Source organism: Burkholderia sp. MSh2 (assembly GCF_000731655.1).
Lineage (GTDB): Bacteria > Pseudomonadota > Gammaproteobacteria > Burkholderiales > Burkholderiaceae > Burkholderia > Burkholderia paludis.
Genome location: NZ_JPGM01000043.1, coordinates 57,632 through 71,526, shown reverse-complemented (window position 1 = coordinate 71,526; position 13,895 = coordinate 57,632). Strand labels below are relative to the sequence as shown.

Here is a 13,895-nt window from a genome sequence, read left to right as displayed (position 1 = left end):
GGTACCGCGATATTCTAGATCGGTCGATCTAAAATTGCTTGGTGCATCAAGATGGCATACCGGCGGAGCACCGGGCGCCCTGGATTGCGATCGGCCATTTCCCGGCATGGGAGATCGAATGAATCGCGCCGCGCGGTTTCGTCGCCGCAGGCGCTTACGGTATCCGGCCGATGCATCGGCCCGGGCGGAACGTCGAATCGAACAAGGAACCGCGGCATGGACATCGGGAACGGGCGAGTAGCCGGCGCAGACGGATCGAACCAGGTCGATCGCGGGCTTGCGCTCCGGACGCACGCGCCGGCGCAAGCGGCACGCCGCAGAGGCCCCGGCGCGCCAGACGTCGCGCGGCCGCGGCAAGCCGATTCGGCGCGATAGCGCCGGAGGCCCGATCTTGCATTCCGTGGAATCCCGCCTGAGAGCGCTGTTCGTCAGCGGCCTCGCCGGCAATGCGCCGGATTACCGGTCGTTCCTGTCGGAACTGACCCGTCACTTGCGCGGCTTTCTCCGCAAGCGGATCCCGCAATTCGACGCGGACATCGAGGATCTCGTGCAGGAGATCCTGCTCGCCGTTCATAATGCACGTCATACGTATCGCGCGGACGAACCGCTGACCGCATGGGTGCATGCGATCGCGCGCTACAAGCTGATGGATTTCTTCCGGACGCGCGCCCGCCGCGAAGCGCTGCACGATCCGCTCGACGATCACACGGAAATCTTTTCCGAACCCGACGACGAGGCGTCCGACGCGCATCGCGACATCGGCCAGTTGCTCGATCATCTGCCGGACAAGCAGCGGCTGTCGATCCTGCATGTGAAACTGCAGGGATTGTCGGTTGCCGAGGCGGCGCAACTGATCGGCGCGTCCGAATCCGTCGTCAAGGTCAGCATCCACAGGGGACTGAAGGCACTCGCGGCGCGCGTGCGAGGAGTGATATGAAAACGGACGATTTCATCGACATGCTGGCGGCGGGCGTCACCCCCGTCGAGCGCGGCGCACCGGCCAGGCGTCTGGCCGGCGCGCTCGCGATCGCCGCGGCGGGCGCCGTGCTGTTGATGACGATCGCGTTCGGCGTGCGCCCCGACCTGTCGGCCGTGATGCGCACCCCGCTCTTCTGGGCGAAGCTCGCATTCCCGCTGTGCGTGGCCGCGGGCGCGATCGTGGCGGCCGTGCGGCTCGCCCGCCCCGGCGCGGCCGTCGGCGCCGGCTGGCCGATCGTCGGCGCCGGCATCGCGGCGGTCTGGATCGCGGGCCTTTATGTGGTCGCGACGGCGGAACCCGGCGACCGGCTCGCGGTCGTGCTCGGTCAGACGTGGCGCGTATGCCCGTTCAACATCGTTTTGCTGTCGGTGCCCGGTTTCGTCGCGATGTTCGTCGCGATCCGCGGGCTGGCGCCGACGCGGCTGCGTTCCGCCGGCGCCGCGGCGGGACTCGCCACGAGCGCGATCGCGACGATCGCCTACTCCTTCCACTGCCCGGAAATGAGCCCGGCATTCTGGAGCGTCTGGTATCTGCTCGGGATGGTGTTGCCGGCTGCGTTCGGCGCACTCGTCGCGCCGAGGGCCACCGTCAACATGAGCGACAGCACGTACCAGACACCCCAGAACGGTATCGACATCTCGGCGCAATAGAGCGAATAGACGATCAGCGCCTGTGCGCCCGCCAGGAGGCCGGCGCCCGCGCCAGCGAGCACGAGACGCGTCGGCGCGAGCCGCTTCATCGCATGCAGCGCGGCGGCGAGCGGCGGCAATGACAGCAGCACGACGTCCGCGACGGTGGTCCGCCATGTCGTGCCGAGTACCAGTTGCAGCCGGTAGCCGGACGGCGTCGCGATCAGCACGCCGCCCGTGGCGAGCAGCATCGCGGCCACCGGCAGCGCGGTCGCGAGCCCGGCGGGGCTCAGTTGCGCGCCGGGGCGGCCGAGGCGTTCGGCGAGCCGCGTCGCCGAGAAGACGACGGCGAGCGGGAACGCGAGCCGTGCCCAGAACATCGTCGTCAGGATCAGTTGCGGCATGTCGCTGCGGATGCCGTACAGCGCAACGAGCAGCGCGGTGCTGCCGGAGAAGCCGACAACCAGCGCGCGGTAAAGCCGCTGCGAAACCGCGCCGGGTTCGACCGGCTTCAGATCCGCTGCCAGCCGCGTGACCAGGTCTCGGGTTTTCATCGTGAAGAGGCGAAGATCGGGCTGCGTTCCGGGCCGGCGCGGCGGCGCGTGAATCCGCCGCGCTCCGCCGGGTCGCGAAGCCCCGCCGGCTCAATCGCGCGGTGCGCGATCGCCGAGCAGATGGTCGATCGAGAGGCGGCCCGGGCCCCACGCCGCGATGCCGAGCGCCATCGCGGCCCACGTCAGGTGGATCGGCCAGCCGTCCGGCACCGTCAGTTCGACGACGCAGGTCATCACGAACAGGCCGGCCGCCGCGAATCGCGTCCCGAGGCCGAGCACCAGCAGCACCGGGAACAGCACTTCCCCGCAGCCGGACAGGAAGGCGAACACGGCCGGTGCGGGGAACGGGTACGGGCCGCCCGGCAGATGCAGCTGGAATTCGCTCGTGAACAAATCGATCGCGGTGTCGTTGAGGCGCAGGAAACCGTCCCACTTGAGGATGCCGGATTTCCAGAACGGCACCGCGAGCGCAAGCCGCAGCGCGAGTTGCGCGAGCCACGGGCGGGCAAGCCACTGGATGCCGTGCCGCGCGCGGCTGACGAGCATTGCGAGCGCCTGCAGCGGCGAGCGTTCGGCGGTATGTAGATCGGACATGGCGGTCAGGCTCCGGAATGGACGGTGGTAAACACGCCGGCTTCGATCATGCCGTGCAAGCCGGCCGCGAGATCGAAGGCGGGATTGTCTTCGAGGGCGATCGCGACCGCGTCGCCGAGCGAGGCGCCGTCGATCAGGCTGATCAGGAATGCCGCGCCGCCGGGCGGGAGCCGGGACACGATCACGTCATGCGCCGGGCGCGTGACGAGTGCGTCCTCGGCTTCGCTGGAACACAGCGGCGTGACGGGGCCGTCGGCCCGGTTCATCGCGAAGATCGCGACGGCCGGATACGGCGAGCGCACGATGCGGGTGGCCGGATGGGGAACGAGACGCACCGCAGCCAGCGCATCCGGCGCGATCGCCGCGAACGCATCGGCGGTGAGTATCGGCAGATCGGCCGCGTGATACGCGTCGAGCCACGCGCGCTCGATACGGGCGGTATCCGCGAGCCACGGCATCGAGCGCGCATAGTCGTATTTGGCGATGAAGTCCGGGAAATCGCGCCCGTATTCGAACAGCAGCGGCGACACGGGCGGCGTTTCGCGCACGTGGAAGCGCGCCATCGCGCGAAAAAACTCCACGCCGACGATACGCTGCACCGACGGATACACCGCGGCGAGCGCGTCGATCAGGCTGACCGTCACGTTGTTGCGGTAGACGTCGTAGCGGCGGGTGACGCGCTTGCCCCCGTAGGCGATCGCGTCGTCCGGCGCGTCGATCGCCGGATTCGTGAGGCCCGGCGCGAACGCGCACGCGTAATCGGTCGGGTTGGCATCAGCACGCATGATCGGCCATCTCCTCGGACGATGCGGCGGAAGCGGCCATGATCCGGCGGGCCTCGAGCGCCTGCTCGCGCAACACGGGCCAGTCGGGAAGCTGGCTGTCCCATTCGACGAGCGTCGGCACCGGGCCGGTACGCGCGATCACGCCTGCGTACAGCGCCCACACCGGGCCGGCGACCGGGCGATCGTGGCTGTCGATGAGGAGCGGTTCGTCCTCGTCGTCGCGTTGTTCGCTGTGTCCGGCCAGATGGATCTCGCCGACCCGTTCGAGCGGCAGGGCCGCGAGATAGTCGGCGGCGGAGCCCCCGTGATTGGTCGCCGACACGAACGCATTGTTGATGTCGAGCAGCAATCCGCACCCGGTACGCCGGACGACCGCCGAGATGAAGTCGGTTTCGCTCATCGTGGACGACGCGAATCCGACGTAGGTCGACGGATTCTCGAGCAGCAGCGGGCGCCCGATCGCCGCCTGAACCTCGTCGACGTGCGCGCAGACCCGATCGAGCGTCGAACGCGTGTACGGCAGCGGCAGCAAGTCGTTGTAGAAGGCGCCCCCGTGCGACGACCACGCGAGATGCTCGGAAACGAGCACGGGCTCGTAACGCGCGACCACGTCGCGGAAGCGCGCGAGGTGATGCGGATCGAGCGGCGACGGCCCGCCGATCGACAGGCACACGCCGTGCACGGAAACCGGGTAGGTTTCGCGCAACGCGCGCAGCGCCCGGTGCGGCGGCCCGCCCTCGCCCATGTAGTTTTCCGCATGCACCTCGAAGAAACCGTCCTGAAGCCCGTCGCGAAGGATGTCCTCGAGGTGGCGAGGCTTGAAGCTCGTGCCGACGAGCGGCGGCACGCGGCGGAGGCGGTCATGGCCGGATTGCTTCGTCATGCTGATTGAATGGTTCACGATCGCCTCCCGATTTCCTCTTGCCGACGTGCGTTACGACTTGATCGGCGTGAGCGAGCCGTGATTGCCACCCGGCACCTGGATGCTGGTGCACGTGCCGCCCTGAACGAACTTCCACGAGTTGCCCTGGAAGTCGACGGTCGAGGTGCCCTGGCAGGTGGTGCCGGGGCCGGCCGCGCAGTCGTTCTGTCCCTTCAGCGCGACGCCGAAACACTTCTCCTTGTGGGCGGCGACGGCGGCGTCGGCCTCGGCTTTCGTGAGCGGTGCGGCATGCGCAACCGAGGCGACGAGGCTGGCGACGGCGCCGACGAGCAGCGCGGTTTGGAGCGAGAGTTTTGCCGACATGGTGTTCTCCGATGATTGAGCTGGAAGGTACCCGTCGTGGGTACGCAAGTTAATTCGTGCGATCGGCGCGGCCGGTTACAGCGGGTGAAAAATATTTTCTTGCCGGTGGGTCCGGGCGGCCGAAGCCCGCTACAAGCGACAGCGCCGCCGGCGAGTCGCCGAGATGCGGGCCGTGCGCTCCTTCGCGGCTACCCGTCGCTGCGTCGGCGGCTTGATCGGAGGTCAATCGGGGGCACGGAGAGGCCGCGTGCGCGGGCGAAGCCGGCACCCGGCAGGTTCATTGATCCATTGAAGTCGGCATCGCGATTGTCCGGGCGGACGTTTTCACGCGAAAACTGCGCGATGCGTTGCGCGACGGGGCTTCGTCGGCGTTCCTGCGGGCGTGGCCATGGACGCGGCGTCTCGATGACGCCGGAGACTGCGGTGGAACCTCGACGGGCATCGCCCTCAGGGCATTGCGCCCTGAAGTACCGCCTGGAACAGCGCGTCGTCGCGCGTGACCAGGAACAAATGCGGCGTGCCTGCTCCAAGCACGTGCAGCGGCGCCAGCTTGACGACCTGTTCCCAGAATGCATCCGTGTCCCTGTCATCGACGTCGAGCGGACTGAAGCCGACGCGATTCACGAAGTTGGCGTGCGGCTCGCCCCTGCCCGGCGTGTCGTACACGTACCACTCGTCAAAACCGGGCATCGGAAGCCGCGACGGCGTTTCGACCGGGGGACTCAACGCGAGACTGCCGATTCTTGACCAACCCGCCGCGAATTCCCCGTCGGTTGGCGTGTACGAGCCGCTGTCGCAACTCGCGATTGCCACATACCGTCCGACGACGAGTTCGGGGCAGCGCAGAACCAGGTTCTCGAGATCCCCGTCCGTTCCGTCGTTCCATTCGACGATCCGATAGCCGGCGCGTTCGCCTGTTCGCATGCCGCTGTCCCAGCCGTTCGAGTCCGGCAGGTTGTCGATGACCCATTCCAGATAGGTGCGCGCGAATGCTTCCGCTTCTTCGCGCGTGCCCTCGAAGTCCAGCCGGTAGGCCCCGTTTCCGAATCGGAGTTGGCTTGCCTGTTGCACGACTTCGTAGCCGAGTATGAATGTCCCGTCGTGACGCTGATACACGTGAAACCCGACATCGTACGCAAGGCCTTCCGCATGCCGTCGGACATGCCGAAACGTCAGGTCGTAGCCGGCTTGAAGCTTCATCCGATGTTCTCCATTCGACTGCGACCGGGACCAGGACCGGCAATCCGGGGCATTGGGGCGCTTCCGTGCCGAAGACGCAGGACACGGCAAGGACGATCCACGCGCCGCCGGGCCGCATGCCCCTGACCGAGAGCCGCATGGAACGCGTCATCATACGGCGCGGTTCATTGGCGCACAAACGAACCCGGCGTCGCGCCGTCGACCCGCCCGCACGCATTCCCGCCGGCATGCCGGCTGCCGGTTCCTCCGCCCGGGCCATCCCGCCCGTCCGAACGAAACGCCTCTGCAACCGCCGCAAAAAACCGTCAAGATGGCGCGACCGAAGCCTGCCGCCCTGCTTCGCCACGCCGTCGGCGCCCATCCGGCGCGCCGGTGGAAAACGAAAAACCAGGAGCCCGCGTTGCGCCTGTTCCGGATCCGCTTCCGTGGCCTGTTCGTCAAGCTCGTGCCGACCTTCATCGTCGTGGGGTTCGTGGCGATGGTGCTGTCGTCGGTGCTGACGAGCGTGCTGTGGCGCACCCACGCCGAAAGCGACATCCGCCGTTTTCTCGGCAACCTCGACCGCCCCGCACTGGCCGCATCGGCCGGCGCCGTCGACCTGCGCGAGCCAGTCGCATGCCGTGCCGCGGCCGACGCGATGTTCTGGCAAATCGCACGGGACGGCACGCGCGACGTGATGGATTTCGCGCCGATGATGAGCTTCTTCGGCACCGGCCGGTTGCAGGTGCGCATTGCGCGCCCGGATGGCGGCGGATGCGCCACCGCGCCGGCCGCGTCGCCGCTGCTGTCCGACGCGTTCGCATCCGCAGCGGTCGCGCCGGCCGCGTCCGACCCGATGCTGCGCCGCGACGGAGACTGGGCCATCGTCACGCGCGTCCCGCTGGCCGGCGGCGCGATCGCGTGGATCGGCGTCCATTACTGGCCGGGCTGGCAGCTTCACTACGAAATCGCGGACGATGCATCGGCGTACGACCTGATGCGCACCGTGCTCTATCTCGGCGCGATGGGCGCAAGCTTCGCGGGGCTGCTGGTCTGGTTGCTGGTGCGGCGCGTGCGGCGGATGACGGCCGCGGCCGACCGCTGGGCGGCCGGCGATCTGTCGGCCCGGATCGCCGATGCGTCGGGCGACGAACTCGGCGCGCTGGCCGCGCATTTCAACCGGATGGCCGATGCGCTCGCGCGTGCGTTCGGGATGCAGAAAGCGCTCGCCGTATCGGTCGAACGCACGCGGATCGCGCGCGACCTGCACGACACCGCGAAGCAGCGCAGCTTCGTGCTCGGCCTCAAGCTGACCGAGCTGGAATACGAGGCGCAACGGCATCCGGACCTGTTGCCGACCGTTGGTGCGGCGCGACGCCTCGCCGATCATCTCCAGCAGGATCTCGACAACGTGGTGACCGGCTTCAGCCTGCCGGCCATCGCAGAGGACGGCCTGCGCGCGGCCGTGTCGCATGCGGTGCGCGACCTGCTGGCCGGCTCGGGCATCGACTGGTCGCTCGACCTGCCCGAAGGCGCGGCGTACGCGCTCGATGCGCATCCGGCGGCCGCGCACGAACTGCTGATGATCACCCACGAGGCGGCGGCGAATGCGCTGCGCCACAGCGGCTGCCGCCGGATCGGCATCGCATGCGAAACGGACGGCGCCGGACACGCGCCGCCCGGTGCGCCGCCGTCGCGCTGGCGCTGGATCGTGCGCGACGACGGCAGCGGCTTCGATCCGGCGGCGGTGCCGGTCGGCATGGGGCTCGCCAACCTGCGCTGGCGCGCCGACGCGCTGCCCGGCGGCATGCTCGACATCGCGTCGGGCGCGGACGGCACGCGCGTGACCGTCCATTTCGACCCAATGGAGACGGCATGACCACCATTCTCATCGCCGACGACCACGCGGTCGTGCGCGAAGGCATCCGCGGGCTGTTGCGGCTCGATACGTCGTTCACGATCGTCGCGGAAACCGACGACGGCGACTCGACGATCGAGCAGGTGCGCGCGCATCGTCCCGACGTGCTGCTGCTCGACCTGATGATGCCCGGCATGGGGCACGCCGGCGTGCCCGCCGCGATCCGCGCGATTCGGGACGCCAGTCGCGCCACACACATCATGGTGCTGACGTCGTCGGACAGCGATGCGCTCGCACTCGCCGCGCTCGATGCCGGCGCCGATTCGTTCCTGCTGAAATCGATACGCGGCGAGCGGCTGCTGCAGGCGATCCATGCAGCCGTCCACGGCGAGCCGACCCTGCATCCCGGCATCGCGCAGCGCATGATCGGCGCATTGCGCAAGCCGCCGCACAGCCCGTTCGCCGCGTTGACCACGCGTGAACTGGAAGTGCTGCGCTGCCTGGCCGAAGGCGGCAGCAATGCACGCATCGCCGCGACGCTCGGCATCACGGAAAAGACCGTCAAGACGCATCTCGGCAACGTGATGTCGAAGCTGCACCTGTCGGATCGCACGCAGGCCGTCGCGCTCGCCTGGCGGGAAGGCCTGATGGCGCCGAAGCCCTGAGCACCGGGCTCGGCCGCTCGCGGCCAGCGTACCGGCCGCCCGTCCGGCGCCCTGCCCCGCAAGCCGCAGCGCGCGCCCATCCGCCTGCTCGGCGGGTTGCGTCTGCGACTTTGGTCGTACGCTTTTCCGCCCGGGCGCACAACCTTCGCCCGATGTGCCGTTTGGCCGCCGTCCGTAGAGTGACGCTGTCGCGCGATCACGCGCATTCCATTCGATACGGCGGAAACATGAGACCTGTCTGGCTGCTGTTCCTCCCTGCCGCGCTGGCGGCATGCGCGCCGCTCGCGCTGTCTTCCGCGGGCCGCGAAGTGCGCGTCGTCACGACCGACCCGGGTGCCGCGTGCCGCTATCTCGGCGACGTGACCGGCAGCCAGGGCAATTTCCTGACCGGCGGCTTCATCCCGGACACGTCGCTCGAGACGGGAGCGCGTCACGACCTGAAGAACCGCGCCGCCGCGCTGGGCGGCAACCTGGTGGTGCTGTTGACGCAGCGCGCCGCGCAGAGCGGCAGTTTCGACGGCACCGACGGCGGTTTCCTGCGACAGACCGGCGTCACGTTGACCGGCAGCGTGTACCGCTGCCCGGGCAACGGAGCGTGACGATGCGGCTGTTCGCGACCCTGATATGGAGCCTCGGCGTGTCCGGCTGGCTGCCGGGCTGCGGCCGTGACCGCGCCGAACCCGTGATGACGGGCGGCTTGCCGGCGCCGCCGCCCGGGATGCAGTGCGCCGCGTCGTGGCCGGGCGTCGCGCCGCGAGACGGCGCGGCCCGCAGCGCGACGCCCGTGACGCCACTCGCGGCGCAGCAGGCGCAACAGAAACAGACCCGGTAACGCCGCCGGCGCCGGTTCAGCGCGGCGCCGGCGCCCCGACCGGAGCCACGGCCTCGGGCTCGCGCTTCGCCGGGTGCGTCTCCGGCATCCGCCAGTACACGAACAGCGAAATCGCCGCGCAGGCCGCGACGTACCAGAAGAACATCGTCTCGTTGCCGCCCGCCTTCAGCCGCAGCGCGACGAATTCGGTCGTGCCGCCGAGGATTGCCGTCGTCAGCGCGTAAGGCAGCCCGACGGCCAGCGCGCGGATCTGCGGCGGAAACAGCTCGGCCTTGACCAGCATGTGCACCGACGTGAACCCGCTCAGCACGACGAGCCCCGCGAACACCAGCGCGAACGCGGCAAGCGGATCGTGCACGTGACCGAGCGCCGTGAAGATCGGCACGGACAGCAGCGTGCCGCCGATCCCGAACCACAGCAGCACCGGCCGGCGGCCGACGCGGTCCGACACGAGGCCGAACAGCGGCTGCAGCGGCATGTACAGCAGCAGCGCGACGGTACAGATCCAGGTCGCCGTTTCCTTGTGCAGCCCGACCGAGTTGACCAGGTATTTCTGCATGTAGACGGTGTACGTGTAGAACGCGACGGTGCCGCCGATCGTGATGCCGATCGCGAGCAGCAGTTCGCGCCAGTGAGCGGCGAGATCGGCCGTCACGCGGGTCTTCGCCGCGCGCGCCCGGCTCGCGACGAACGCGTCGCTCTCGACGACGTTGCGGCGCATGTAGAGCGCGAACAGCGCGAGCATGCCGCCGACGAAGAAAGGAATCCGCCAGCCCCAGCGTTCGAGGTCGTGCGTGCCGGCGAAGATCCGCTGCATCGCCAGCATCAGCCCGAGCGCGACCAGCTGGCCGGCGACCACGCTCACCTGCAGGAAGCCGACGTAGAAGCCGCGCCGGTTCGCCGGCGCGATCTCGCTCAGGTAGGTCGCGCTGGTGCCGTATTCGCCGCCCATGCTGAGCCCCTGCAGCAGCCGCGCGGCGACGAGCAGCGCCGGTGCGAGCACGCCGATCGTCGAATAGCCGGGCGTGACGGCGATCAGCAGCGACCCGGCGCACATCGCGAGCACCGATTTCGTCAGCGCGGCCTTGCGCCCGCGCCGGTCCGCATACAGGCCGACGAGCCAGCTTCCCGCCGGCCGCGCGACGTACCCGACGGCCGCGATCGCCGCGGTGTTCATCAGTTGCACGGTCGGCCGGTCGGCCGGAAAGAACGCCGGCGCGAAGTAGATCGAGAAGATGCTGTACGCGAGAAAGTCGTACCACTCGATCAGGTTGCCGGCCAGCCCGCCGACGATCGAACCGATGCGCGGCGGCTCGCCGGCCGCTTCGGTGGGGGAAATTGCCACGGAGGTCTCCTGTCCTGTGTTCTTGTGCTCGTGTGTTCGTGTCCGTCGGGCGGCAGCCGGTGCCGCCCGTGCCCGCGGCCTACGCGCGGTCGGCCGCGTAGCGGGCGTCGAGCGCGTCGAAGCGCGGCTTGTCGACGAGCCTTTGCCGTTCGGCGAACGGCGCGACCAGCGCGGGATCCTCGTCGAGCCGGCCGGTGTCGCGCAGCGCGGTCAGCGCGGCCTGCATCCCGCGCACCGCGCCCTGCAGCGCCGCGTTCGCATACAGCACCACGCCGTAGCCGAGGCGCGCCAGTTCGTCGCGCGAGCGCGTCGGCGTCTTGCCGCCGATCACGATGTTGATGAGCTGCGGCGTGTCGAACAGCGCCGGCAGCCGCTCGACGTCCTGCGGCGTATCCATGGCCTCGATGAACAGCACGTCGGCGCCCGCTTCCGCATAACGGTGGGCGCGCTCGATCGCGTCGTCGATGCCGTGAACCGCGGCCGCATCGGTGCGCGCGACGATCAGCAGGTTCGGGTCCACGCGCGCGTCGACGGCAGCCTTCAGCTTGCCGACCATCTCGCCGGCCGAAATTACTTCCTTGCCCGCGAAATGACCGCATTTCTTCGGCAGCACCTGGTCCTCGAGCTGGATCGCGTCGGCGCCGCTGCGCTCCAGCGTGCGCACCGTGTGCAGCACGTTCAGCGCGTTGCCGAACCCCGTGTCGGCATCCACCATCAGCGGCAGTTCGACCGCGTCGCGCACGCGCGCGGTGTGTTCGGCCAGCTCGCCCAGGCCGACGAAGCCGAGATCGGGCAGGCCGAGCGACATGTTGGTGACGCCGGCGCCGCTCAGGTACAGCGCGCCGAAGCCGAGATCGGCCGCGACCCGGGCGCTGAGCGCGTTGAACGTACCGGCGACGAGCAGCCCCTGGCGGGCGGCGATGCTGCGCCGGAACCCGGCGCGACGAACTGCGGTGTGATCGGACATGGATAGCCTCATTGGTCGAAACGAAACAGGATGCGGGGCGAGTCGCGCAGCACGCGCAGGCGCTCGCCGGGGTCGGGCAGCCAGCGCACCAGCGCGGCATAGGCGGCGTCGAAACCGACGCGCTCGCGATGCTGCGTGTGCGGCCAGTCGCTGCCCCACACCAGCCGCTCGGCCGTAAACGCGGTGCGCAGCGCGCGCGCGGCGCCGAACGCGTCGATCGCGCCGTCGCCGGCCACGCTGTTGCGATACGCCGCGGACAGCTTGACCCACACGCGGCCGGTATCCGCGAGCAACAGCATGCGGCGGAAGCTGGGTGCACGCTCGCCGAGCGCGGGCGACGGGCGGCCGAAATGGTCGATCACGAGCGTGCACGACTGCGCGAGCAACGGCGCGGTGATCGCGTGCAGATCCTCGATGCCGCGATGGATCTCGACGTGCCAGCCGAGCGCGTTGATGCGAGCGAACAGCGCGCGCCATGCGGGCGCGCCGAAATCCGGGATCGGCAGCCCGACGAGGTTCAGCCGCATCCCGACCACGCCCGCGCGGTCGAGCGCGAGGAGATCGTCGTCCGGAATGGCCGGATCGACCACGGCGACGCCGCGAAAGCGGCGCGGGTAACGGCGCAGCACGTCGACGAAGAACGTGTTGTCGGTGCCGAGGAAACTCGGCTGGACCAGCACCGCGTGCGTGATGTCGTGCGCGGCGAGGTGCGCGACGTACGCCTCGAGCGGCGCGTCGTAGTCAGGCGCATGGCGGACCACCGGCGCGAGCGGCAGGCCGCGCGCGAACACGTGCGCATGGGCATCGACGGCGGCAACGGCGGGGTTCGCTGCGTACCACGCGTCCAGCGACGGCGCGGCCTGATCCGGTTCGACGAAGTGATTCACGGGGCGATCCATGACGAGTCTGCAAGAGGCGCCCGGCCGGGGTGCCGGGCGATGCGATGACGGGAAGCGGCGCAACCTACAGCGACGCCCCGGCGCGCGGCTGGCGTTCGGCCGGTGCGTCGTCGCCCGGCGCCGCGCCGGACAGCCCGCGGCTGCGCGTTTCGGGCAGGAACCACACCGCGATCACGACCAGCCCGTACGCGATGCCGGCGTCGATGCCGAGCGCGGTGCCGAGCGGCAGCGACTCGCCCATGCGCCCGACCAGCACCGGAAAGCCGGCGGACACGATGCGGCCGAAGTTGTAGCAGAAGCCGACCCCGCGGCCGCGTACGTTGCGCGGGTAAAGCTCGTTGAACAGCGTGCCGAGCGTCGCCGGGATGCCGGCCGAGAACAGGCCGAGCGGAAAGCCGAGCAGCAGCATCGCGACGTCGTTCAGCGGCAGGAACACGTACAGGTTTACCGTCACCGCGCAGCACGCGGCGAACAGCATCACGTTGCGGCGGCGGCCGATCCGGTCCTGCAGGTACGCGCTGACGAAGCAGCCGCAGATGAACGCGACGATCACGACCGCGAGATACGCGCCGGTGCCGAGCACCGACAGGTGCCGTTCGGTCTTCAGGTAGGTCGGCAGCCAGATCGTGATCGCGTGATAGCCGCCGTGCGCGCCGACGCCGATCAGCCCGCCGACCACCGTCGCGCGCAGCACGGAGCGGTCGAAGATGCCGACCGTCGGCCCTTCGCCTTCGCTCGCCGCCGCTGCCGGCGTCGCGCGCGGCGGCTCGGGAATCGCGCGGCGGATGTACAGCACCAGCAGCGCGGGCAGCGCGCCGATCGCGAACAGCATGCGCCACGCCCATTCGGCCGGCAGCCACGCGAACACCAGCATGTACAGCAGCACGGCGCCGCCCCAGCCGAAGCCCCATGCGCTCTGAACGACGCCCATTGCCTTGCCGCGATGGCGCGCGCCGACCGTTTCGGCCAGCAGCACCGCGCCCGCCGTCCATTCGCCGCCGAATCCGAGCCCTTGCAGCGCCTTCAGCACCAGCAATTGTTCGAAGCTTTGCGCGAACGCGCTGAGGAAGGTGAACAGCGAAAACCAGCACACGGTGATCTGCAGCGCCCGCACGCGGCCGTAGCGGTCGGCGATCACGCCGGCCAGCAGCCCGCCGAGCGCGCCCGACACGAGCGTCGCGCCGCCGATCAGCCCGGCCTGCCCCTTGCCGATTCCCCAGGTCGCGAGCAGCGCGGGGATCACGAGGCTGAACATCTGCGTGTCGAGGCCGTCGAGCGCCCAGCCGGCAAAGCAGCCGCGCAACGTGCGCCGTTCGGTCGTCGATAGCTCGCGGGTCCAGTTCAATGCAGGTCTCCTCGTGTC

15 protein-coding genes and 1 pseudogene are annotated in these 13,895 nt (G+C 69.5%); 6 read left to right on the top strand and 10 right to left on the bottom strand.

Annotated features, from left to right (window positions below):
• Positions 1–391 precede the first annotated feature (391 nt).
• Together GQ57_RS25885 and GQ57_RS25880 are read left to right on the top strand one after the other, a co-directional pair.
• Positions 392–937 carry a sigma-70 family RNA polymerase sigma factor gene (locus GQ57_RS25885; protein ID WP_034199428.1) on the top strand — a complete coding sequence of 182 codons (546 nt, stop codon included), beginning with the start codon at positions 392–394 and terminating at the stop codon, positions 935–937.
• Complete coding sequence (locus GQ57_RS25880) at positions 934–1,629, top strand: DUF1109 domain-containing protein (RefSeq protein ID WP_081896772.1); 696 nt, start codon at positions 934–936, stop codon at positions 1,627–1,629. The genes GQ57_RS25885 and GQ57_RS25880 overlap by 4 nt, the downstream gene beginning before the upstream one ends.
• On the opposite strand, the pseudogene GQ57_RS25875 reads toward GQ57_RS25880, so the two are convergent.
• From GQ57_RS25875 to GQ57_RS43860, 6 genes and pseudogenes are all read right to left on the bottom strand, one after another.
• Positions 1,539–2,162 (bottom strand): annotated as a pseudogene (locus tag GQ57_RS25875) (DUF1109 domain-containing protein); the annotation flags it as partial. The gene GQ57_RS25880 and the pseudogene GQ57_RS25875 overlap by 91 nt on opposite strands.
• Before the next feature lie 90 nt (positions 2,163–2,252).
• Positions 2,253–2,756, bottom strand: coding sequence for a DoxX family protein (locus GQ57_RS25870; protein WP_031397465.1), 504 nt, complete (start codon positions 2,754–2,756; stop codon positions 2,253–2,255).
• Positions 2,757–2,761: 5 nt separating this feature from the next.
• Positions 2,762–3,541 (bottom strand): HvfC/BufC N-terminal domain-containing protein, encoded by a 780-nt coding sequence (locus tag GQ57_RS25865; protein ID WP_034199411.1) that lies wholly within the window; start codon positions 3,539–3,541, stop codon positions 2,762–2,764.
• Positions 3,531–4,424 carry an MNIO family bufferin maturase gene (gene bufB, locus GQ57_RS25860; protein ID WP_081896771.1) on the bottom strand — a complete coding sequence of 298 codons (894 nt, stop codon included), beginning with the start codon at positions 4,422–4,424 and terminating at the stop codon, positions 3,531–3,533. The genes GQ57_RS25865 and bufB overlap by 11 nt, the downstream gene beginning before the upstream one ends.
• A 51-nt stretch (positions 4,425–4,475) precedes the next feature.
• On the bottom strand, positions 4,476–4,787 hold the full coding sequence (locus GQ57_RS25855; protein WP_031397462.1) for a BufA1 family periplasmic bufferin-type metallophore: 312 nt from the start codon (positions 4,785–4,787) through the stop codon (positions 4,476–4,478).
• Between the two features lie 447 nt (positions 4,788–5,234).
• The gene (locus GQ57_RS43860; protein WP_235215131.1) at positions 5,235–5,903 is read right to left on the bottom strand and encodes a hypothetical protein; all 669 of its coding nucleotides are present in this window, start codon (positions 5,901–5,903) and stop codon (positions 5,235–5,237) included.
• Between the two features lie 484 nt (positions 5,904–6,387).
• Between GQ57_RS43860 and GQ57_RS25845 the strand changes: the two genes are divergently transcribed.
• From GQ57_RS25845 to GQ57_RS42090, 4 genes are all read left to right on the top strand, one after another.
• A complete protein-coding gene (locus GQ57_RS25845; protein WP_034199425.1) occupies positions 6,388–7,845 on the top strand; it encodes a sensor histidine kinase in 1,458 nt (485 codons plus the stop codon).
• Positions 7,842–8,489: a response regulator gene (locus GQ57_RS25840; RefSeq protein ID WP_031397459.1), complete on the top strand. Its 648-nt coding sequence runs from the start codon at positions 7,842–7,844 to the stop codon at positions 8,487–8,489. The genes GQ57_RS25845 and GQ57_RS25840 overlap by 4 nt, the downstream gene beginning before the upstream one ends.
• A gap of 227 nt (positions 8,490–8,716) precedes the next feature.
• Positions 8,717–9,088: a DUF4156 domain-containing protein gene (locus GQ57_RS25835; protein WP_031397458.1), complete on the top strand. Its 372-nt coding sequence runs from the start codon at positions 8,717–8,719 to the stop codon at positions 9,086–9,088.
• A 2-nt stretch (positions 9,089–9,090) separates the two neighbouring features.
• Positions 9,091–9,321, top strand: coding sequence for a hypothetical protein (locus tag GQ57_RS42090; protein WP_031397457.1), 231 nt, complete (start codon positions 9,091–9,093; stop codon positions 9,319–9,321).
• Between the two features lie 16 nt (positions 9,322–9,337).
• On the opposite strand, the gene GQ57_RS25825 is transcribed toward GQ57_RS42090, so the two are convergent.
• From GQ57_RS25825 to GQ57_RS25810, 4 genes are all read right to left on the bottom strand, one after another.
• On the bottom strand, positions 9,338–10,666 hold the full coding sequence (locus tag GQ57_RS25825) for an MFS transporter (protein WP_052001481.1): 1,329 nt from the start codon (positions 10,664–10,666) through the stop codon (positions 9,338–9,340).
• A 79-nt stretch (positions 10,667–10,745) separates the two neighbouring features.
• The gene (locus GQ57_RS25820; RefSeq protein WP_034199408.1) at positions 10,746–11,633 is read right to left on the bottom strand and encodes an isocitrate lyase/PEP mutase family protein; all 888 of its coding nucleotides are present in this window, start codon (positions 11,631–11,633) and stop codon (positions 10,746–10,748) included.
• Positions 11,634–11,641: 8 nt separating this feature from the next.
• Positions 11,642–12,532, bottom strand: a complete 891-nt coding sequence (locus GQ57_RS25815) for an amidohydrolase family protein (RefSeq protein WP_034199407.1) — start codon at positions 12,530–12,532, stop codon at positions 11,642–11,644.
• A gap of 64 nt (positions 12,533–12,596) precedes the next feature.
• Entirely contained in the window at positions 12,597–13,877 is a 1,281-nt protein-coding gene (locus GQ57_RS25810) for an MFS transporter (protein WP_034199406.1), read from the bottom strand.
• Positions 13,878–13,895: the final 18 nt, after the last annotated feature.

Excerpts from the sequence above, each read along its gene's own strand:
- GQ57_RS25835 (WP_031397458.1), top strand. The coding sequence starts at position 8,717 with ATGAGACCTGTCTGGCTGCTGTTCCTCCCTGCCGCGCTGGCGGCATGC.
- GQ57_RS25820 (WP_034199408.1), bottom strand. The coding sequence starts at position 11,633 with ATGTCCGATCACACCGCAGTTCGTCGCGCCGGGTTCCGGCGCAGCATC.
- GQ57_RS25840 (WP_031397459.1), top strand. The coding sequence starts at position 7,842 with ATGACCACCATTCTCATCGCCGACGACCACGCGGTCGTGCGCGAAGGC.
- GQ57_RS25870 (WP_031397465.1), bottom strand. The coding sequence starts at position 2,756 with ATGTCCGATCTACATACCGCCGAACGCTCGCCGCTGCAGGCGCTCGCA.
- bufB (WP_081896771.1), bottom strand. The coding sequence starts at position 4,424 with ATGACGAAGCAATCCGGCCATGACCGCCTCCGCCGCGTGCCGCCGCTC.
- GQ57_RS42090 (WP_031397457.1), top strand. The coding sequence starts at position 9,091 with ATGCGGCTGTTCGCGACCCTGATATGGAGCCTCGGCGTGTCCGGCTGG.
- GQ57_RS25855 (WP_031397462.1), bottom strand. The coding sequence starts at position 4,787 with ATGTCGGCAAAACTCTCGCTCCAAACCGCGCTGCTCGTCGGCGCCGTC.
- GQ57_RS25880 (WP_081896772.1), top strand. The coding sequence starts at position 934 with ATGAAAACGGACGATTTCATCGACATGCTGGCGGCGGGCGTCACCCCC.
- GQ57_RS25815 (WP_034199407.1), bottom strand. The coding sequence starts at position 12,532 with ATGGATCGCCCCGTGAATCACTTCGTCGAACCGGATCAGGCCGCGCCG.
- GQ57_RS25865 (WP_034199411.1), bottom strand. The coding sequence starts at position 3,541 with ATGCGTGCTGATGCCAACCCGACCGATTACGCGTGCGCGTTCGCGCCG.